This window comes from Streptomyces roseochromogenus subsp. oscitans DS 12.976 (assembly GCF_000497445.1).
Classification (GTDB): Bacteria; Actinomycetota; Actinomycetes; order Streptomycetales; family Streptomycetaceae; genus Streptomyces; species Streptomyces oscitans.
This window is the reverse complement of the sequence record NZ_CM002285.1, coordinates 7504783-7523915: the sequence shown is the minus strand read 5'-3', so window position 1 is coordinate 7523915 and position 19133 is coordinate 7504783. Positions and strand designations below refer to the sequence as shown.

General features: G+C 72.6%; 15 protein-coding genes, 1 pseudogene and 1 riboswitch. Of the genes and pseudogenes, 12 read left to right on the top strand and 4 right to left on the bottom strand.

Annotation, left to right across the window (positions count from 1 at the left end; all coding sequences use genetic code 11):
• From M878_RS000000100415 to M878_RS82145, 3 genes and pseudogenes are all read right to left on the bottom strand, one after another.
• Positions 1–219: pseudogene (locus M878_RS000000100415) on the bottom strand (hypothetical protein); the annotation flags it as partial.
• A 309-nt stretch (positions 220–528) separates the two neighbouring features.
• The gene (locus M878_RS82150) at positions 529–1656 is read right to left on the bottom strand and encodes an alpha/beta hydrolase (protein WP_031226516.1); all 1128 of its coding nucleotides are present in this window, start codon (positions 1654–1656) and stop codon (positions 529–531) included.
• A gap of 215 nt (positions 1657–1871) precedes the next feature.
• The gene (locus tag M878_RS82145) at positions 1872–2534 is read right to left on the bottom strand and encodes a class II aldolase/adducin family protein (protein WP_023551702.1); all 663 of its coding nucleotides are present in this window, start codon (positions 2532–2534) and stop codon (positions 1872–1874) included.
• A gap of 189 nt (positions 2535–2723) precedes the next feature.
• On the opposite strand from M878_RS82145, the gene M878_RS82140 reads away from it, so the two are divergent.
• The 10 genes from M878_RS82140 (at position 2724) to cobI (ending at position 16414) form a co-directional block, all read left to right on the top strand.
• Complete coding sequence (locus tag M878_RS82140; RefSeq protein WP_023551701.1) at positions 2724–3479, top strand: lysozyme; 756 nt, start codon at positions 2724–2726, stop codon at positions 3477–3479.
• A gap of 154 nt (positions 3480–3633) precedes the next feature.
• On the top strand, positions 3634–4884 hold the full coding sequence (locus M878_RS82135; protein WP_023551700.1) for an inorganic phosphate transporter: 1251 nt from the start codon (positions 3634–3636) through the stop codon (positions 4882–4884).
• A gap of 31 nt (positions 4885–4915) precedes the next feature.
• The gene (locus tag M878_RS82130; protein ID WP_023551699.1) at positions 4916–5143 is read left to right on the top strand and encodes a hypothetical protein; all 228 of its coding nucleotides are present in this window, start codon (positions 4916–4918) and stop codon (positions 5141–5143) included.
• Between the two features lie 183 nt (positions 5144–5326).
• A riboswitch (cobalamin riboswitch) is annotated at positions 5327–5468 on the top strand.
• A 98-nt stretch (positions 5469–5566) separates the two neighbouring features.
• Positions 5567–6532, top strand: a complete 966-nt coding sequence (locus M878_RS82125) for a cobalamin biosynthesis protein (protein WP_023551698.1) — start codon at positions 5567–5569, stop codon at positions 6530–6532.
• Complete coding sequence (locus M878_RS82120) at positions 6529–8061, top strand: cobyric acid synthase (RefSeq protein ID WP_023551697.1); 1533 nt, start codon at positions 6529–6531, stop codon at positions 8059–8061. Before M878_RS82125 ends, M878_RS82120 begins: the two co-directional genes overlap by 4 nt.
• Positions 8058–11711: a cobaltochelatase subunit CobN gene (gene cobN / locus M878_RS82115; RefSeq protein WP_031226514.1), complete on the top strand. Its 3654-nt coding sequence runs from the start codon at positions 8058–8060 to the stop codon at positions 11709–11711. The genes M878_RS82120 and cobN overlap by 4 nt, the downstream gene beginning before the upstream one ends.
• Positions 11708–13711: a putative cobaltochelatase gene (locus M878_RS82110; RefSeq protein ID WP_023551695.1), complete on the top strand. Its 2004-nt coding sequence runs from the start codon at positions 11708–11710 to the stop codon at positions 13709–13711. Before cobN ends, M878_RS82110 begins: the two co-directional genes overlap by 4 nt.
• Positions 13711–14310, top strand: a complete 600-nt coding sequence (gene cobO, locus M878_RS82105; protein WP_023551694.1) for a cob(I)yrinic acid a,c-diamide adenosyltransferase — start codon at positions 13711–13713, stop codon at positions 14308–14310. Before M878_RS82110 ends, cobO begins: the two co-directional genes overlap by 1 nt.
• Positions 14310–15668, top strand: a complete 1359-nt coding sequence (locus tag M878_RS82100) for a cobyrinic acid a,c-diamide synthase CobB (RefSeq protein WP_031226513.1) — start codon at positions 14310–14312, stop codon at positions 15666–15668. The genes cobO and M878_RS82100 overlap by 1 nt, the downstream gene beginning before the upstream one ends.
• Positions 15665–16414, top strand: coding sequence for a precorrin-2 C(20)-methyltransferase (cobI, locus tag M878_RS82095; RefSeq protein WP_031226512.1), 750 nt, complete (start codon positions 15665–15667; stop codon positions 16412–16414). Before M878_RS82100 ends, cobI begins: the two co-directional genes overlap by 4 nt.
• Before the next feature lie 62 nt (positions 16415–16476).
• Here cobI and M878_RS82090 read toward each other — a convergent pair whose 3' ends face one another.
• Positions 16477–17211, bottom strand: coding sequence for a ZIP family metal transporter (locus M878_RS82090; RefSeq protein ID WP_023551691.1), 735 nt, complete (start codon positions 17209–17211; stop codon positions 16477–16479).
• A gap of 177 nt (positions 17212–17388) precedes the next feature.
• On the opposite strand from M878_RS82090, the gene cobM reads away from it, so the two are divergent.
• Positions 17389–18207: a precorrin-4 C(11)-methyltransferase gene (cobM, locus tag M878_RS82085; RefSeq protein ID WP_023551690.1), complete on the top strand. Its 819-nt coding sequence runs from the start codon at positions 17389–17391 to the stop codon at positions 18205–18207.
• Positions 18204–19133: precorrin-6y C5,15-methyltransferase (decarboxylating) subunit CbiE (gene cbiE / locus M878_RS82080; RefSeq protein ID WP_023551689.1), on the top strand; the 930-nt coding region annotated here is incomplete at its 3' end. The genes cobM and cbiE, both read left to right, overlap by 4 nt.

Below are 19133 nucleotides of genomic sequence, written 5' to 3'. Positions count from 1 at the left end.
GCCGGGGCCGAGCGCGGTGTCGGCCCAGCGGGCGACCCGGACCGGGCCGGCCAGCCCGGTGCGGGCCAATCCGGCCAGCTCCGCGGGGGCCGGGGTGCCCTCCGGCGGCCGGGGTGCGGGGCGGCGCGGACGCCGCTGGTTCACAGCTCTGGGGGCGGCGGCCAGGGGTCGCGGTCGGACGAGTCGGAGCCTGGAGTCGCGCGGGATACGGGACGTCACGGGTGCAGTCTTCCGGTTGACGGTCGGAAAACCCAAACGGAATGTCACTGCGGGCGACGGGGCTGGCCAAGGGACGGGGTGCGACGCGGGGTGATGAGGCGTGATCAGGCCAGTCGTACGATGTTAAACGGAATGTCCGACACCGGGCCGGGCCGGAGTTGATGCCGGGGTTGACGCCGGGGCCGGTGACCCAGGTCGTGGGCGTGGCCGACGACCGTGATCGGTAGCCATGATCGGTAGCCGTGATCGGCGGCCTTGGTCGACGGCCGTGGTCGTGGCCGTGGTAATGGCTGGCCGTGGTCGTGGCCGTCAGACCAGCGGGGTCAGGAAGCGGCGCAGCCGCTCCTGATACTCCTCCGGATCGGCGTTCCACATCGCCGCGTGCGGGGCCCGCGGCACGGTGTGCAGGGAAACCAGATCGGCGCGGCGACGGGCCAGGTGGCGGGAGAGCTCCCAGGGGGCCACTTCGTCGTCGGGTCCGTGGAAGATCAGGGTCGGCACGGTGAGCCGGTCAGGGTTGGTGATCTCGGCGACCCGGTCGGCGTGCAGGCCGGCCCGGCCCTGCGCGGCCCGTACGGCGAGCGGTAGCAGCGGCTGCGGGGTGTGGCGGGCCCGGGCGAGGGCGCGCAGCGTGGCCTCCCAGCTGAGTACCGGCGAGTCGAGGACCAGTCCGGCGATCCGCTCGCGCACCGCGGAGTGCTCGGCGGCGCGCAGCGCCATGGTGGCGCCGGTGGACCAGCCGAGCAGCACGACCCGGCGGGCGCCCTGGCGGACGGCGTAGCGGATGGCCGCGTCCAGGTCGCGCCACTCGGTCTCGCCGAGGTGGTTCAGTCCGTCCGGCGGGCGCGGGGCGCCGAGGTCGCCACGGTAGGCGAGCGCGAGGACCGGCACCCTGCGGGCGTGCAGCGGGGCCATGAGGTTCATGGCCTGTTCCCGGGTGGTGCCGAGGCCGTGCACGGCGATCACCCAGGTGTCCCGGGCGCCGGGCACGAACCAGGCGGGCAGTTCGCCGAGTTCGCCGGGCACGTCGATCTCGGCGTGGTCGAGGCCCAGGGCGGTGCCGGGGTTGCCGACGTACAGGTTCGGGGTGAGCCACACCGCGTCGCCGGCGGCGAGGGTGCCGTACGTGACGCGTTCCAGACGGCGTACGACGGTGTCGGCCGCGTGCCGGGCCGCCTCCAGGACGGGGCCCACCACCGCGTGGGAGCCGTCGCCGGCGAGGCCGTAGGTGCCGGGGCGCAGCGAGGCCAGATCGCGGGTGAGGGTGATCTGGCCGGCGGCTGTGCCGTGCACAGTGAGGCGGGGTTCGGTGGGCAGGGGGCGCCCGGCGGGCGCCTTCAGCGCGGCATCGCTGGCGAGCCGGCCGGCGGCGACGGACACCATTGTCATGCCAGCGGCTATGGCCGTGGTGAGGGCGGTCGCTTTGACGATGCGCACGGGTCCAGTGTCGTGGGGGTTGCCGTCACCGGCCAGCGGAGATGTGGGGCCGGACGGGGAACGCCGGGGTGCGGGTGGATTCGGCACCGCCGGACATGTGCGTCGTGGCTGAGCGGCACTGCGGCGGATCACAGTGAGCGGAGTCGGAAAGCCGCGGCCCGCTGAAGCGACAAAGGTCAAGCTGAAGCGACAAGGGTCAAAAGGAAGCTCAGGATTCACCTCTGTTGGCCGTACCCCCGCAAACGTTCCCCCACCTCGGCCAGTTGTGTCTCCGTCAGCAGGGACGGGGTCAGGCCCGGTACGGAGGACGCCGTCAGCCACAGGCGGCACATCCACTCCAGCTGAGCGGTGCGGTCATAGGCCTGGTCGAGGGTGGCGCCGTAGGTGATCGTGCCGTGGTTCTGCAGGAGGCAGCCGGAGCGGTCGGCCAAGGCACGGAGCATGTGCTCGGCGAGTGCGTCGGTGCCGTAGGTGGCGTAGGGGGCGACGCGGACCGGGCCGCCGAGTGCGGCGGCCATGTAGTGGACCAGCGGCAGCTCGGGCACCAGGGTGGAGACCGCGGTGGCGTGCACGGCGTGGGTGTGGACGATCGCGCGGGCGTCGGTGGTGCGGTAGACGGCGAGGTGCATGGGCAGCTCGCTGGTCGGCACCAGCGTGCCGAGCACCTGGCGGCCGGTGAGGTCGACGCCGGTGAGGTCGTCCGGGGTGAGCCGGTCGTACGGCACGCCCGACGGGGTGACCAGAACGAGGTCGCCGACGCGCGCCGAGACGTTGCCCGAGGTGCCGACCACCAGCCCGTCGGTTACGGTCCGCCGTGCCGTGGTGACCAGTTCCGCCCAGAGGTGTTCCCGTTCCGCGTCCCGCCGCTGTTCAGCCATGCCGCGATCCTGCCAGCCGCACCGCGGAACGGGGGGTGGGCGGGTAGTTCCGGCCGGAAGCGCGTACCCCCGAACGGCGGAAGTCGGGGTGAATCGCCGTAAAAAGGCGCCCGATTCGGTGATCGCCCGGCCTTCAATGGTCCCCCTTGCCCGCCGGACGATCTTGGGTCCGCCGACCCGGGGAGACACATGGCCAGTGAACGCCCACCCTTCCGTCGCCGCGCCGGTGTCCTCGTGGCGGTCACGGCGGCGCTCGCCCTCACGGGCACCGCGAGCACCGCGGCCGCAGCTCCGGCGCCGGCCGAGGGCAAGCCTCGCGGTCACGACGTCTCGTCCCATCAGAAGCGCGTCGGCTGGTCCGCCTCCCGGTCCAAGGGCGCGCGGTTCGTCTACGTCAAGGCGACCGAGTCCACGAACTACCGCAACCCCTACTTCGCCCAGCAGTACAACGGCGCGCGCAAGGCGGGCCTGGTCCGGGGCGCGTACCACTTCGCGCGGCCGGACAAGTCCTCCGGCGCCAAACAGGGCGCGTACTTCGTGCGGCACGGCGGCGGCTGGCGGGCGGACGGCTGGACGCTGCCGCCCGCGCTCGACATCGAATACAACCCGTACAACAAGAAGCACAAGTGCTACGGGCTGAGCAAGAAGCGGATGGTCCGCTGGCTCCGGTCCTTCAGCAACGAGGTCAAGCGGAAGACCGGCCGCCGCCCGGTGATCTACACGACGGCCCAGTGGTGGAAGCTCTGCACCGGCAACAGCCGTTCGTTCTCGAAGACCAACCCCCTGTGGATCGCCTGGCACGACACCGAGACGCCGGTGACGCTGCCGGGCGGGTGGCGGTACTGGACGTTCTGGCAGTACCAGTCCGAAGGCACGCTGCCGGGTGACCAGGATCTCTTCAACGGGTCCGCGAGCCGGCTGCGGGTCTTCGCGCGTAGCCGGTAGTCAAGGGGCGGCTGGGGCGCCGGTGCCGAACCGGAGCGAAACGGAACACCAACCCCCCTCCCAGGACACCCTCAGGCCTGCCCCAGTTCACCTTCCGTTCATCCAGGTTGCCTACGTTCGTCCAGCCAATGACCTCGAAAGATTGCCTGGGTAAATGGAAAGCTTCTCGCTGATCCTCGCGATTGTGGTGGTAACCGCACTCGCGTTTGATTTCACGAACGGTTTCCACGACACCGCGAACGCGATGGCCACCACCATCTCCACAGGCGCTCTGCAGCCCAAGATCGCGGTAACCATGTCAGCCGCCCTCAATCTGGTGGGCGCCTTCCTCTCCGTGGAGGTCGCGAACACGATCTCCAAGGGTCTCGTCAACGAGAGCGGCATACGTCCCGAGGTCATCTTCGCCGCCCTGGTCGGCGCGATCCTCTGGAACCTGGTCACCTGGCTGGTGGGCCTGCCCTCAAGCTCCTCGCACGCCCTGATGGGCGGTCTGATCGGCGCCACCGTCGCCTCCGCCGGCTTCGGTGCCGTACACGGTGACGTCCTGGTCACCAAGGTGCTGCTCCCGGCGGTCGCCGCGCCCGTCGTGGCGGGCGTCGCGTCGATGCTGGCCACCCGGTTCTCCTACGGCATCGGCGGCAAGGCCGAGGGCGAGGGCGAGGCCACGCGCAAGGGGTACCGCGCCGGCCAGATCGCCTCCGCCGGCCTGGTCTCCCTCGCCCACGGCACCAACGACGCCCAGAAGACGATGGGCATCATCACCCTCGCGCTGATCGCGGGCGGCGCCATCGCCCCCGGCTCCAACCCGCCGGTCTGGGTCATCCTCTCCGCCGGCCTGGCCATCGCGCTCGGCACCTACATCGGCGGCTGGCGCATCATCCGCACCATGGGCACGGGCCTGACCGACCTGGAGCCGCGCCAGGGCTTCGCCGCCCAGACCAGCGCCGCGACCGCCATCCTGGCCTCCTCCCACCTGGGCTTCTCGCTCTCCACCACGCACGTCGTCTCCGGTTCGGTGATGGGCGCGGGCCTCGGCCGCAAGGGCGGCGTGGTCCGCTGGTCCACCGCGACCCGGATGGCCGTCGCCTGGGTGCTCACCCTGCCGGCCGCCGCGCTGGTCGGCGCGGGCGCCGAGTCCGTCACGGACCTGGGTGACTGGGGCACCGCCGTCGTCGCCGTCTTCCTCGTCGCCGCCAGCGCCGCGATCTGGAAGATCTCCCGCCGCGAGGTCATCGACCACACCAACGTCGTCGAGACCGAGGAGCCGGCCGGCGTGGTGACCACCGCCATCGCCGCCGTGACCCCGCCCCCGGCGGGCACGGTCGCCGAGGACCTGACGGCCACGATCGCCGCCCCGGCCGCCGAGTCCGCGCGCCAGTCCGCCCCGCCGGCCGCCACCGTCTGACCCCGGCCACCCGGTTACCGAAGGAAGCATCATGAAGATCGACTGGGCAGCCATCGGCTCCGTCTTCGGCGTCAGCCTCGTGTTCACCGTGGCCCTGGTGGCCCTGTTCACCCTCGGTGTCAACGGTCTGGCCCGGCGCGAGAGGGCGGCCGCGCAGGGCGGCTCCGCCGCGCTCGCCGTCACCGGCGCTTACGTCTGCTTCGCCGCCTGCGCGGCGGCGGTGGCGTACGGCATCTACCTGATCGTCGCCAAGGCCTGACAGAACGCCACGAACCGGACGGCACCACCACAGGCACCACCACAGGCATCACGAACCGGGCATCACCAAGGCTCCTCCCCGCCCGCCGCGGAGAGGAGCCTTCGCCGTGCGCACAGGCCACGGGCACCCCGCGATGTGGGGATCGGCACACTCTCCCCGTGCAGGTCAATGGCAAGTTGACGGCCGTTCCGGGCGCGTGGTGGACTGCCCACGCCATGTACGGCGGCAGGAGAGGAAGCCGGTGCGAATCCGGCGCGGTCCCGCCACTGTCACCGGGGAAGAACCCCCGGGAGCCAGGAACTCTCACCGCCGAATCTCGTCGAACCAGGGCGCGGACACCCTGAGTGAGGACACCGATCGCCATGCCCGGCTGCCGAAGGACCCGTACCAGGCCCGCTCCTGTCCCCACGGACGGCTGAGCCGATGGGTGCCGATCGCAGCTACGCGTACGGCGCCGCCGCCGGCCTCCTCGGTGACCTGCTCCTCGGCGATCCGCGCCACGGGCATCCGGTCGCCGCGTTCGGGCGTGCGGCCGCTGCCGTGGACGGCGCGTTGTGGCACGACCACCGCGGCTGGGGCACCTTGCACACCGTGGTGTGCGCCGGTGGCGCCGTCGCACTCGGCACGGTGGCCGTACGCGCTGTACGCCCCTCCCCCGCCGCTTCCGTCGCGCTGACCGCCGCCGCCACCTGGGCGGTGGTCGGCGGCACTTCGCTCGCGCGCGAGGCCCGCACCATCGGCAGCGCCCTGGAGCGCGGGGATGTCGAGGCGGCGCGGGCGCGGCTGCCGCATCTGTGCGGCCGGGACCCGCAGGCGCTGGACGCCGACGGGATCGCCCGGGCCGTGGTCGAGTCGGTCGCCGAGAACACCTCCGACGCCGTCGTGGGCGCGCTGGTGTGGGGCGCGATGGCCGGGGTGCCCGGGCTGCTCGGCTTCCGGGCCGTCAACACCCTGGACGCGATGGTCGGTCACAAGTCCTCCCGCTACCGCCGTTACGGCTGGGCCTCGGCCCGCCTCGACGACGTGGCCGGCTGGCCGGGAGCCCGGCTGACCGCCGTACTCGCCGCCGCGGCCGGACCCGACCCGCGAGGCGCCCTGCGCGCCTGGAAGGCCGACGCCCCCAAGCACCCGAGCCCCAACGCGGGCCCCGTCGAAGCGTCGTTCGCGGGCGCGCTCGGCGTCCGCCTGGGCGGCACACTCTCCTACGGCGGCCGGGTCGAGCACCGGCCCGTGCTGAACGGCCACACCGGCCGGGCGGTCCAGGTGAGCGACATCGACCGGGCGGTACGGCTCTCCCGCCGCGTCGGCCTGCTCGCGCTCGGCACCACGGTCGCCGCGCGCCTCTTCGTCAAAGGTCTCGCCAAGGGTCTGAAGGGACGTGGACAGTGAACGGGGGACTTCTCGTCGCCGGCACCACCTCCGACGCCGGCAAGAGCGTCGTGACGGCCGGGATCTGCCGGTGGCTGGTGCGTCAGGGCGTCAAGGTCGCGCCGTTCAAGGCGCAGAACATGTCGCTCAATTCCTTCGTGACCCGTGAGGGCGCGGAGATCGGGCGGGCGCAGGCCATGCAGGCCCAGGCGTGCCGGATCGAGCCGACCGCGCTGATGAACCCGGTGCTGCTCAAGCCGGGCGGCGAGCAGAGCAGCCAGGTGGTGCTGCTGGGCAAGCCGGTGGGCGAGCTGAGCGCCCGCGGCTATCACGGCGGGCGGCAACAGCGGCTGCTGGGCACGGTGCTGGACTGCCTGGCCGAGTTGCGGGGCACGTATGACGCGGTGATCTGTGAGGGGGCGGGTTCACCGGCGGAGATCAATCTGCGCCGGACGGACATCGTGAACATGGGGATCGCGCGAAACGCGCGGCTGCCCGTGCTGGTGGTCGGCGACATCGACCGCGGCGGCGTCTTCGCCTCCTTCTTCGGCACTGTCGCCCTGCTCTCGCCCGAGGACCAGGAACTGGTCGCCGGGTTCCTGGTGAACAAGTTCCGAGGCGATGTCTCCCTGCTGGAGCCCGGGCTGGAGATGCTCCACGGCCTCACCGGGCGGCGCGCCTACGGCGTGCTGCCGTTCCGGCACGGGCTCGGCATCGACGAGGAGGACGGCCTGCGCGTTTCGCTGCGCGGCACGGTCCGCGAGTCGACCGTGTCTCCCCCGGTCGGCGAGGACGTGCTGCGCGTCGCCGTGTGCGCGATCCCGCTGATGTCCAACTTCACGGACGTGGACGCCCTCGCCGCCGAACCGGGTGTCGTGGTGCGGTTCGTGGACCGCCCGGAGGAGCTGGCGGACGCGGACCTGGTGGTGATCCCGGGTACGCGGGGCACGGTGCGTGCGCTGGAGTGGCTGCGGGAGCGCGGGCTGGCGGAGGCGCTGAAGCACCGGGCCGCCGAAGGCCGCCCCGTCCTCGGCATCTGCGGCGGCTTCCAGATCCTCGGCGAGCACATCGAGGACGAGGTCGAGAGCCGCGAGGGGCATGTGGCCGGACTGGGGATCCTGCCCGTGCGGGTGCGGTTCGCCCGCGAGAAGACCCTGACCCGGCCGGAAGGAGAGGCCCTCGGCGAGCGGGTCGAGGGGTACGAGATCCACCACGGGGTCGCCGACATCCTCGGCGGTGAGGGGTTCATCTCCGATGACAAAGGACACAGCCTGGACGGCTGCCGGGTCGGCCAGACCTGGGGCACCCACTGGCACGGTTCGCTGGAGTCGGACGGCTTCCGGCGGGCCTTCCTGCGCGAGGTGGCCGCCGCCGCGGGCCGCCGCTTCGTGCCCGCGCCGGACACCTCCTTCGCCGCGCTGCGCGAGGAGCAGCTCGACCGGCTCGGCGACCTGATCGAACAGCACGCGGACACGGACGCGCTCTGGCGGCTCATCGAGTCGGGCGCGCCGCAAGGACTGCCTTTCATCCCACCGGGAGCGCCTGCATGAGCACAGTGTTGTTGTTGTCGACCGCCGACACGGATCTGCTGGCGGCCCGGGCCTCCGGCGCGGACTACCGCATCGGCAACCCGACCCGGGTGGACGTCTCCGCAGAGCTGCCGGGGCTGATCGACGGCGCGAACCTGGCCGTCGTACGCCTGCTGGGCGGCAAGCGCGCCTGGGAGGAGGGGCTGGCCGCGCTGAAGGCGGCCGGGATCCCGACCGTGCTGCTGGGCGGCGAGGCCGTACCGGACGCCGAGCTGATGGCCGAGTCGTCGGTGCCGGCCGGTGTGGTGGCGGAGGCCTTGAAGTACCTGGTCGAGGGTGGCCCGGCGAACCTGCTGGAGCTGTCCCGGTTCCTGTCCGACACCGTGCTGCTGACCGGCGAGGGCTTCGAGGAGCCGCGGAAGATGCCGGAGTACGGCGTCCACGGCGCCTACGAGGTCCGGGACGGGCGCCCGACCGTGGGCGTGCTCTTCTACCGGGCTCACGAACTGAGCGGCAACACCGCCTTCGTGGACACCCTGTGCGACGCCATCGAGGCGCGCGGCGCCAACGCCCTCCCGGTGTACTGCGGTTCGCTGCGCGGGGCGGACGCCGGGCTGTACGAGGTCCTCGCCGGGGCCGACGCTCTCGTCGCCACGGTCCTGGCCGCGGGCGGCACCCACGCCTCGCAGGCCTCGGCCGGCGGCGACGAGGAAGCCTGGGACATCGGGGCCCTCGCGGACCTCAACATCCCCGTGCTGCAAGGTCTTTGCCTCACCTCCTCGCGGGCCGCATGGGAGGAGTCGGACGCCGCGCTGTCCCCCATGGACGCGGCGATGCAGGTCGCGATCCCGGAGTTCGACGGGCGGCTGATCACCGTGCCGTTCTCCTTCAAGGAGCAGGGCCCTGACGAGGTCCCGGTGTACATCGCCGACCCGGAGCGGGCCGCGCGAGTGGCCGGAATCGCCCTGCGCCACGCCGAGCTGAAGCACAAGCCGAACGCGGAGAAGAAGATCGCGCTGGTCTTCACGGCGTACCCGACGAAGCACTCCCGGGTCGGCAACGCGGTCGGTCTGGACACGCCCGCGTCGGCGGTGCGCGTCCTGGACGCCCTGCGCGACGCGGGCTACTCGCTCACCGAATACCCCTCCGGGGGCGACGAGTTGATCCACCGGCTGATCGAGGCCGGCGGCCATGACGTCGAGTGGCTCACGGAGGATCAGCTGGCCGCCGCGCCCGCGCGGGTGCCGCTGGCGGACTACCGGGCGTGGTTCGAGAAGCTCGACCCGGACCTCAAGGACGCCATGGTGGAGGCGTGGGGCGAGCCGCCGGGCAGCCTGTACGTCGACGGCGAGGACGTCGTGCTGGCGTCGCTGCAGTTCGGGAACGTCGTCGTGATGATCCAGCCGCCGCGCGGCTTCGGCGAGAACCCGATCGCGATCTACCACGACCCCGACATGCCGCCCTCGCACCACTACATGGCGGCCTACCGCTGGCTGGACAACAGCTTCGGCGCGGACGCCATCGTGCACATGGGCAAGCACGGCACGATGGAGTGGCTGCCGGGCAAGGGGCTGGGGCTGTCACGTGGTTGCGCGCCGGACGCGGTCCTCGGCGATCTGCCCCTAATCTACCCGTTCATCGTCAACGACCCCGGTGAGGGCACCCAGGCCAAGCGGCGGGGTCACGCCACGGTGGTGGACCACCTGGTGCCGCCGATGGCGCGTGCCGACACCTACGGCGACCTGGCCAAGCTGGAGCAGCTGCTGGACGAGTACGCGCTCGTCTCCGACCTGGACCCGGCGAAGGCCCCGGCCGTCCGCGCCCAGATCTGGACCCTCGTCAAGGCGGCCGAGCTGCACCACGACCTGCATGTGGACGCGCAGCCGGAGGACGACGACTTCGACGAGTTCGTCATGCACATCGACGGCTATCTGTGCGAGATCAAGGACGTGCAGATCCGGGACGGCCTGCACATCCTGGGCGGCGGTCCGGTCGGCGAGCCGCGTGTGAACCTGGTGCTGGCCGTGCTGCGCGCCTCCCAGGTGTGGGGCGGCCAGGCCGACGCGCTGCCGGGGCTGAGGGCCGCGCTGGCAGCTCATTTCGGGCTGGTCGAGAAGGAGTTGCTGGCCGAGCCGGGTGTCCCGGTGAAGGTGCCGGTGGAGCTGACGGACCTGGTCGACGGTCCGTCGCGCACGGCCGCCGACGCGATCGACCTGCTGGAGCAGCTGTGCCGGCGGATCGCGGAGGGCATGGAGGAGCGGGCCTGGGAGCGGGCGGCCGTGTCCGCCGTGCTCGGGGACGCGCTCGGCGTCGAACTCCCGGATGCCATCGCCGTGCTGGAGTTCGCCTGTGACGAGGTCGTACCCCGTCTCGCCCGCACCACGGACGAGATCGGGCACATCCTGCGGGCGCTGGACGGCGGCTACGTCCCCGCCGGTCCCTCGGGTTCGCCGACGCGCGGCCTGGTGAACGTCCTGCCGACCGGCCGGAACTTCTACTCGGTCGACCCCAAGGCCATTCCGTCCCGGCTGAGTTGGGAGGTCGGGCAGTCGCTGGCCGACTCGCTGGTGCAGAGGTACCTCCAGGACACGGGCGAGTACCCGAAGTCTGTCGGCCTGACCGTCTGGGGTACGTCCGCGATGCGTACCCAGGGCGACGACATCGCCGAGATCCTGGCGCTGCTGGGCTGCCGTCCGGTGTGGGACGACGCCTCGCGCCGGGTGACCGGCTTCGAGATCGTTCCCCTGGCGGAGCTGGGCCGCCCGCGCATCGATGTCACGGTCCGCATCTCCGGCTTCTTCCGGGACGCGTTCCCGCACGTCGTGGGGCTGATCGACGACGCGGTGCGGGCGGTGGCGGAGCTGGACGAGCCGGCCGAGAGCAACTACGTGCGGGCGCATGTGGAGGAGGACGCGGCCGCGCACGGGGACCGGCGCCGGGCTACGGCCCGGGTCTTCGGCTCGAAGCCGGGCGCGTACGGCGCCGGTCTGCTGCCGCTGATCGACGCGCGCAACTGGCGCAGCGACGCGGATCTGGCCGAGGTGTACGCCGTCTGGGGCGGCTACGCCTACGGGCGCGGGCTCGACGGGCGGGCGGCGCGCGGGGACATGGAGACCGCGTTCAAGCGGATCGCGGTGGCGGCGAAGAACGTCGACACCCGTGAGCACGACCTGGTCGACGCGGACGACTACTTCCAGTACCACGGCGGCATGGTCGCGATGGTCCGGCATCTGACCGGCGCCAACCCCGAGGCGTACGTGGGTGACAGCGCCGTACCGGACCAGGTGAAGACGCGGACGCTGGGCGAGGAGACGCACCGCGTCTTCCGGGCCCGGGTGGTCAACCCGCGCTGGATGGCGGCGATGCGCCGGCACGGTTACAAGGGCGCCTTCGAGATGGCGGCGACCGTGGACTATCTGTTCGGCTACGACGCCACGGCGGGCGTGGTCGACGACTGGATGTACGAGAAGCTCAGCGCGGAGTACGTCTTCGACCCGGAGAACCGGGACTTCATGAAGAAGTCCAACCCGTGGGCGCTGCGCGGCATCACCGAGCGGCTCCTGGAGGCGGCGGACCGGGGCCTGTGGGCCGAGCCGGACGCGGACACGCTGGAGCGGCTGCGCGCCACCTACCTGGAGCTGGAAGGCGACTTGGAGGGCGACGACCAGTGACAACCCCCTTCCCTTTCACGGCCGTTGTCGGCCAGGACGACCTGCGGCTCGCCCTGCTGCTCAACGCGGTCAGCCCCGCTGTCGGCGGTGTGCTGGTGCGCGGCGAGAAGGGCACGGCCAAGTCGACGGCCGTACGCGCCCTTTCGGCGCTGCTGCCGCAGGTGGCCGTCGTCCCCGGCTGCCGGTTCTCCTGCGACCCGGCGGCCCCGGACCCGTCGTGCCCGGACGGTCCGCACGAGGCCGGGGCCGGTGCGGCGCGGCCCGCGCGGATGGTGGAACTCCCCGTCGGCGCCTCCGAGGACCGCCTGGTCGGTGCCCTGGACATCGAGCGGGCGCTCGCCGAGGGCGTGAAGGCGTTCGAGCCGGGCCTGCTGGCCGACGCGCACCGGGGCATCCTGTACGTCGACGAGGTCAACCTGCTCCACGACCACCTGGTCGACCTGCTGCTGGACGCGGCGGCGATGGGCGCCTCGTACGTGGAGCGCGAGGGCGTCTCCGTGCGGCACGCGGCGCGCTTCCTGCTCGTCGGCACCATGAACCCCGAGGAGGGCGAGCTGCGGCCGCAGTTGCTGGACCGGTTCGGGCTGACCGTGGAGGTCGCGGCCTCCCGCGAGCCGGACCAGCGGGTCGAGGTCGTACGGCGCCGGCTGGCGTACGACGACGATCCGGCCGGTTTCGCCGCGCGGTGGGCCGAGGAGGAGGCCGGCGTACGGCAACGGGTCGTGGCGGCACGGGAGTTGCTCCCGAAGGTGCGGCTGGGCGACGGTGCGCTGCGGCAGATCGCGGCGACCTGCGCGGCCTTCGAGGTGGACGGCATGCGGGCCGACATCGTGATGGCACGTACGGCGACCGCGCTGGCCGCGTGGGCCGGGCGGACGGATGTGCTCGCGGAGGATGTGCGCCAGGCCGCGCTGCTCGCCCTGCCGCACCGCAGGCGCCGCAACCCGTTCGACGCTCCCGGTCTGGACGAGGACAGGCTGGACGAGACGCTGGAGCAGTTCTCCGGCGAGGACGAGGGCGAGGGCGAGGACGATCCCGACCCGGACGGTCCGGGTGGCGGCGGCGGTCAGCCGCGCCCCGACTCCGGACCGCAGGGGGGCGGGGACACCGCCGTGCGGCCCGAGGCCGGGGAGGGCGGGGAGCCGCAGATGTCCGGCTCTTCTCAGGAGCAGTCGGCCGTACGGGCCGCCGAGCCGTTCCGTACCAAGGTGCTGAGCGTGCCCGGGATCGGTGAGGGTGCCGCCGGGCGGCGGTCGCGGGCGCGTACCGAGCACGGGCGGACGACCGGGGCCCGGCGGCCCCGGGGCGCGCTGACCAAGCTGCATCTGGCCGCGACCGTGCAGGCGGCGGCCCCGCATCAGCGGGCGCGTGGCCGGTCCGGGCCGGGGCTGGTGATCCGCCGGGACGATCTGCGGCAGGCGGCCCGGGAGGGCCGCGAGGGCAACCTCGTGCTGTTCGCGGTGGACGCCTCCGGGTCGATGGCGGCGCGGCAGCGGATGAGCGCGGTGAAGGGTGCCGTGCTGTCGCTGCTGCTGGACGCCTATCAGCGGCGGGACAAGGTGGGTCTGGTGACCTTCCGGGGATCCGGTGCGGACGTGGCGCTGCCGCCGACGTCGTCCGTGGACGCGGCGGCCGTACGGCTGGAGTCGCTGCCGACGGGCGGTCGTACGCCGCTGGCGGCCGGGCTGCTCAAGGCGCACGAGGTGCTGCGCGTGGAGCGGCTGCGGGATCCGGCGCGGCGGGCGCTGGTCGTGGTGGTGACCGACGGACGGGCCACGGGTGGCCCTGAGCCGGTGGCGCTCGCGGGGCGGGCGGCGCGGCTGTTCGCGGCCGAGGGGGTCGCCTCGGTGGTCGTGGACTGCGAGTCGGGGCCGGTACGGCTCGGGCTCGCCGGGCAGCTCGCGGGTGAGCTGGGCGGTACGGCCGTCACGCTGGACGAGCTGCGGGCCGACTCGATCGCCGGGCTCGTGAAGGGAATTCAGAGCAGGAGGGCCGCGTAATGCCGCAGGGACAGCCGAGTGTCGTACCCGATGACGGTCTGACGACTCGTCAACGGCGGAACCGGCCGCTGGTCGTCGTGCACACCGGCATCGGCAAGGGCAAGTCCACCGCCGCGTTCGGGCTCGCGCTGCGCGCCTGGAACCAGGGGTGGCCGATCGGGGTGTTCCAGTTCGTCAAGTCGGCCAAGTGGAAGGTCGGCGAGGAGAACGCGCTGCGCGTGCTCGGCGCCTCCGGCGAGGGCGGCACCGTCGACTGGCACAAGATGGGCGAGGGCTGGTCGTGGGTGCAGCGGGACGCCCAGATGGACAACGAGGAGAAGGCCCGGGAGGGCTGGGAGCAGGTCAAGCGGGATCTGGCGGCCGAGACGTACCGGCTCTACGTGCTGGACGAGTTCGCCTACCCGATGCACTGGGGGTGGGTGGACACCGATGAGGTCGTGGAGGTGCTGCGGAACCGGCCCGGTACGCAGCATGTGGTGATCACCGGCCGTAACGCGCCGGACAAGCTGGTCGGCTTCGCGGATCTCGTCACCGACATGTCCAAGGTCAAGCACCCCATGGATGCGGGGCAGAAGGGCCAGAAGGGCATCGAGTGGTGATGTCGTCGGTGCCACGGCTGGTCATCGCCGCGCCCTCCTCGGGCAGCGGCAAGACCACCGTGGCCACGGGGCTGATGGCCGCGTTCGCCGCGCGGGGGCTCGCCGTGTCCCCGCACAAGGTCGGGCCGGACTACATCGACCCCGGGTATCACGCGCTCGCGACCGGGCGGGTGGGGCGGAACCTGGACGCGTATCTGTGCGGGCCCGAGCTGATCGCTCCGCTGTTCCTGCACGGGGCGCGCGGGTGTGACCTGGCCGTGGTCGAGGGTGTGATGGGGCTGTACGACGGGGCGGCGGGGGAAGGTGAACTGGCCTCCACCGCGCAGGTCGCCAAGCTGTTGCGGGCGCCGGTGGTGCTGGTGGTCGACGCGTCGTCGCAGTCGCGGTCCGTCGCCGCGCTGGTGCATGGGTTCGCTTCCTGGGATCCGGGGGTACGGGTCGGGGGCGTGATCCTGAACAAGGTGGCCTCCGATCGGCACGAGGAGCTGCTGCGGGAGGCGCTGGAATCGGCCGGGGTGCCGGTGCTGGGCGCCTTGCGGCGGGCGGTACCTGTGGAGACGCCGTCGCGGCATCTGGGTCTGGTGCCGGTCGCTGAACGGCAGTCTGCGGCGGTGGAGGCCGTACGGGCGATGGCGGCGCTGGTTTCTCGGGGATGTGACCTGGACGCCCTGGAGGCACTTGCGCGTACTGCCGGTCAGGTACCAGGGGGCTCCGCCCCCTGGACCCCCATCCCGACTCGGTCGGCTGACAAGCAAGCACCTGTCGTAGCCGTAGCCGGTGGGCCCGCCTTCAGCTTCTCCTATGCCGAGCACACCGAGCTGCTCGCCGCCGCAGGGGCCGAAGTTGTCACCTTCGACCCCCTCCACGACGAGCAACTTCCCGAAGAAACGGCCGGGTTGGTCATCGGGGGCGGGTTCCCCGAGGTGTATGCCGGTGAGCTGTCCGCCAACGAGCCCCTTCGCAAAGCCGTCGCCGGACTCGCGGAGCGGGGCGCGCCCGTCGCCGCCGAGTGCGCCGGGCTGCTCTATCTGTGCCGGGAGTTGGACGGGCAGCCCATGTGCGGTGTGCTGGATGCCACCGCGCGGATGACGGAGCGGCTCACCCTGGGGTACCGGGACGCCGTGGCCGTCGGGGACAGTGTGCTGGCCGTCGCCGGGACGCGGATGCGGGGGCATGAATTCCATCGCACCGTCGTCGAGCCGGGCGCCGGTGCCGCTCCCGCCTGGGGCGTGCGGACACCCGTGCGGCGGGTCGAAGGTTTCGTACAGCAGGGCGTGCACGCGAGTTACCTGCACACGCACTGGGCGTCCGAGCCCGGTGTGGCCCGTCGGTTCGTGGAGAGGTGCCGGACATCATGAGCAGCAGGCTGGTCGGAGTCGGGGTCGGTCCCGGTGATCCGGAGCTGGTGACCGTCAAGGGGGTCAACGCCCTGCGGGCCGCCGCGGTCGTCGTCGTACCCGTGATGGCTGCATCTGATGGAACAGATGGCGGGGAGCGGGGACGGGCCGAGGCGACCGTGTCGCACTATGTGCCCGAGGACAAGGTCGTCCGGGTGGTGTTCGCGCTGAACGAGCGGACCGACCGGGCGCGCCGGGAGGCCGCCTGGGATGCGGCGGGCGCCAGAGTCGCCGAGCTGCTGAGGGAACACGGTTCCGTCGCCTTCGCCACCATCGGCGATCCGAACGTGTACTCGACGTTCACCTATCTGGCGCAGACGATCCTGGAGCTGGTGCCGGGCGCCGTCGTGGAGACCGTGCCCGGGATCACCGCCATGCAGGATCTGGCGGCGCGGTCCGGTGCCGTGCTGACGGAGGGCACCGAGCCGCTGACTCTGGTGCCGGTGACCGCCGGGTCGGCGGTGCTGAAGGAGGCGCTGGCCGGGCCCGGCACCGTCGTCGCGTACAAGTTCGGGCGGCAGGCCGCCGAGGTCGCGGACGCGCTGCGGGAGACCGGGCGGCTCGGCGACGCCGTATGGGGTTCTGCGCTGGGTCTGCCGGAGGAGTCGGTGCGGCCGGCCGCCGAGCTGGACGGGACGCCGCTGCCGTATCTGTCGACGCTGATCGCGCCGCCGCGCCGGAACGACGGACGGGGCGGGAAGCTGTGAGGCGCCCGAGACGGCCGGCCGGACCGGCCGCCCTGGAGGCCGGCCGCCCGTCACCGGTCCGTTCAGCCGCCGGAGAGGCCCACCACCAGCCAGATGAAGGCCGCGCCCGCGACCGTGCACAGCAGGGTGGAGCGTGCGGGGTGTTCGTGGTGGGCCTCGGGCAGGATCTCGGCGGCGGCGAGGTAGAGCAGAACGCCGCCGAAGAGGCCGAGATAGCCGCCGAGCACCGCTTCGGGGATGTGGAAGAAGGCGGTCGACAGCGCGCCCACCAGAGGTGCGCAGGCGTCGGCCACCAGCATCGCGATCGCGCGGCGGCGGGCGTTGCCGTACAGGCTCGTGATGGTGAAGGTGTTGAAGCCGTCGGCGAAGTCGTGCGCGATCACGGCGAGCGCGACGGCCGCGCCCATGCCGCCGCCGACCTGGAAGGCCGCGCCGATCGCCACGCCGTCCATGGCGCTGTGCCCGACCATCGCGGCGGCGGCGGTCAGGCCCACCTCGGGCGCCCGGTGGTTGTGTCCCTCGGCACCGCCGTGGGCCGCCTGACGTGCGGCCAGCGTGCGCTCCACCAGATGGGCCAGCAGGAATCCGGCCACGAACAACAGCAGGGCGGCGGGTACACCGAAGACCTCGCGGTCGGCGGCGTGCAGCGCCTCCGGCAGCAGATCCAGGCCGACCACGCCGAGCATCAGACCGCCGGCCAGGCCCAGGACGAGGTGCCGACGGTCGGTCACGCGCTGTGCCGTCCAGCCGCCGGCCAGCGTCATCAGGAACGCGCCGAGCGCGACGAGGACCGCCATAGGCCCTTGCTATCCGATCGAGGCACCTTCGCGCACATCCGGCGCCGACCACACTCCCCCAGACCCTGACATTTCACCGATTTCGACTTGCGTCTCCGATGTCTCCGGATGTTTCCGGGCGCTTGCCGACGCGCTTCCAGACGCTTCCCGATGTTTCCGCACGAGAGGACCCTTCCCATGGCCGATGCCCCCACCGGCAAGGTGACGTTCGTCGGCGCCGGCCCCGGCGCCGCCGATCTGCTGACGTTCCGCGCCGCGCGCGCGATCGCGGAGGCGGACGTGGTGATCTGGGCGGCGAGTCTGGTCCAGGCGGAGGTCCTGGAGCACGCGCGCGACGGCGCGGAGATCCTTGACTCGGCGGCCATGTCCCTGGAGGACGTCGTCGCCGTCTACCGGCGCGCCCGGACCGAGGGCCTGAAGGTGGCCCGCATCCACTCCGGCGACCCGGCGCTGTGGGGCGGCACGCAGGAGCAGCTGGACCGGTGCGCGGAGCTCGGGATCACCACGGAGGTCGTCCCGGGCGTCTCGTCCTTCTCCGCCGTCGCCGCGCTCGCCCAGCGTGAGCTGACCATCCCCGAGGTCGCGCAGTCCGTCGTGCTCACCCGGCTGGGCGGCGGCAAGACGCCGATGCCGCCCGGCGAGGAGGTACGCGAGTTCGCCCGGCACGGCACCACCATGGCGATCTTCCTGTCGGCGGCGCGCAGCGGGCAGCTGGTGCGCGAACTGCTGGAGGGCGGCTATCCGACGGACACCCCGGTCGTCATCGCCTATCAGGCGACCTGGCCGGAGGAGCTGATCGTCAGGTGCACGGTCGGCACGCTGGAGGAGACGGTCAAGGAGCACAAGCTCTGGAAGCACACGCTCTTCCTGGTCGGCCCGGCACTGGACGCGCACGGCACCCGCTCGCACCTGTACCACCCGGGGCACTTCCACGGGTACCGCAAGGCCGACCCTCAGGCCCGGCGGGCCCTGCGCGAGCAGAGGGCGAAGAGTTGATCACGGTCGTCGGCGCGGGCACGGGCGCGCCGGTCCCGGAGGGTCTCCTCGCCGGAGCCGCCCTCGTCGTCGGCGGGCGCCGGCACCTGGACGCCGTACGGCTGCCCGAGGGCGCCGGGCGGGTCGTGCTCGGGCCGCTGGCGCCCGCGCTGGACTCGATCGCGGAGTATCTGGGCAAGAAGGTCGTGGTGCTGGCCTCCGGGGATCCCGGGTTCTTCGGGATCGTGCGGGCGCTGGCCGAGCGGTTCGGCGCCGAGCGACTGGATGTGCGGCCGGGGGTGTCCTCCGTGGCCACCGCGTTCGCGCGGCTCGGGCTGCCCTGGGACGACGCGGTGGTGGTGAGCGCGCACGGGCGGGACCTTCGTACGGCGGTGAACGTCTGCCGTGCCCATCCCAAAGTGGCCGTGCTCACGGGGCCGGGGGCCGGGCCCGCCGAGCTGGGTGCCGCGCTCGGCGACGGTCGTGTCCTCGTCGTGGCGAGCGGGCTCGGCGATCCGGAGCGGGAGCGCGTGGAGCGGGTGACGCCCGCCGAGGCGGCGGCCCGGGACTGGGGTACGGCGGTGAGCGTGGTGCTGTGCCTGGACGAGGCGCGGGCGCTCGGCGCGGTGCGCACCGTCGCCGGTGTGCCGGACCGGCCGACGCACTGGGCGCTGGACGAGGGCGCGTTCGCGCACCGGGACTCGATGATCACCAAGTTCGAGGTACGGGCGCTTGCGCTGGCCCGGCTCGGTCCCCGGCTGGGCGACCTGGTGTGGGACGTGGGCGCCGGATCGGGCTCGGTGGCGGTGGAGTGCGCGCGGCTCGGCGCGGCCGTCGTCGCCGTCGAGAAGGCGGCCGACGGGGTCGAGCGGATCCGTGCCAACGCCGACGCCCACGGGGTCGGGGTGCGGGTGGTGCACGGCTCGGCGCCCGAGGCGCTGGCCGGT

Excerpts from the sequence above, each read along its gene's own strand:
- M878_RS82145 (WP_023551702.1), bottom strand. The coding sequence starts at position 2,534 with ATGGCTGAACAGCGGCGGGACGCGGAACGGGAACACCTCTGGGCGGAA.
- M878_RS82140 (WP_023551701.1), top strand. The coding sequence starts at position 2,724 with ATGGCCAGTGAACGCCCACCCTTCCGTCGCCGCGCCGGTGTCCTCGTG.
- M878_RS82135 (WP_023551700.1), top strand. The coding sequence starts at position 3,634 with ATGGAAAGCTTCTCGCTGATCCTCGCGATTGTGGTGGTAACCGCACTC.
- M878_RS82130 (WP_023551699.1), top strand. The coding sequence starts at position 4,916 with ATGAAGATCGACTGGGCAGCCATCGGCTCCGTCTTCGGCGTCAGCCTC.
- M878_RS82125 (WP_023551698.1), top strand. The coding sequence starts at position 5,567 with ATGGGTGCCGATCGCAGCTACGCGTACGGCGCCGCCGCCGGCCTCCTC.
- cobN (WP_031226514.1), top strand. The coding sequence starts at position 8,058 with ATGAGCACAGTGTTGTTGTTGTCGACCGCCGACACGGATCTGCTGGCG.
- cobO (WP_023551694.1), top strand. The coding sequence starts at position 13,711 with ATGCCGCAGGGACAGCCGAGTGTCGTACCCGATGACGGTCTGACGACT.
- M878_RS82100 (WP_031226513.1), top strand. The coding sequence starts at position 14,310 with ATGTCGTCGGTGCCACGGCTGGTCATCGCCGCGCCCTCCTCGGGCAGC.
- cobI (WP_031226512.1), top strand. The coding sequence starts at position 15,665 with ATGAGCAGCAGGCTGGTCGGAGTCGGGGTCGGTCCCGGTGATCCGGAG.
- M878_RS82090 (WP_023551691.1), bottom strand. The coding sequence starts at position 17,211 with ATGGCGGTCCTCGTCGCGCTCGGCGCGTTCCTGATGACGCTGGCCGGC.
- cobM (WP_023551690.1), top strand. The coding sequence starts at position 17,389 with ATGGCCGATGCCCCCACCGGCAAGGTGACGTTCGTCGGCGCCGGCCCC.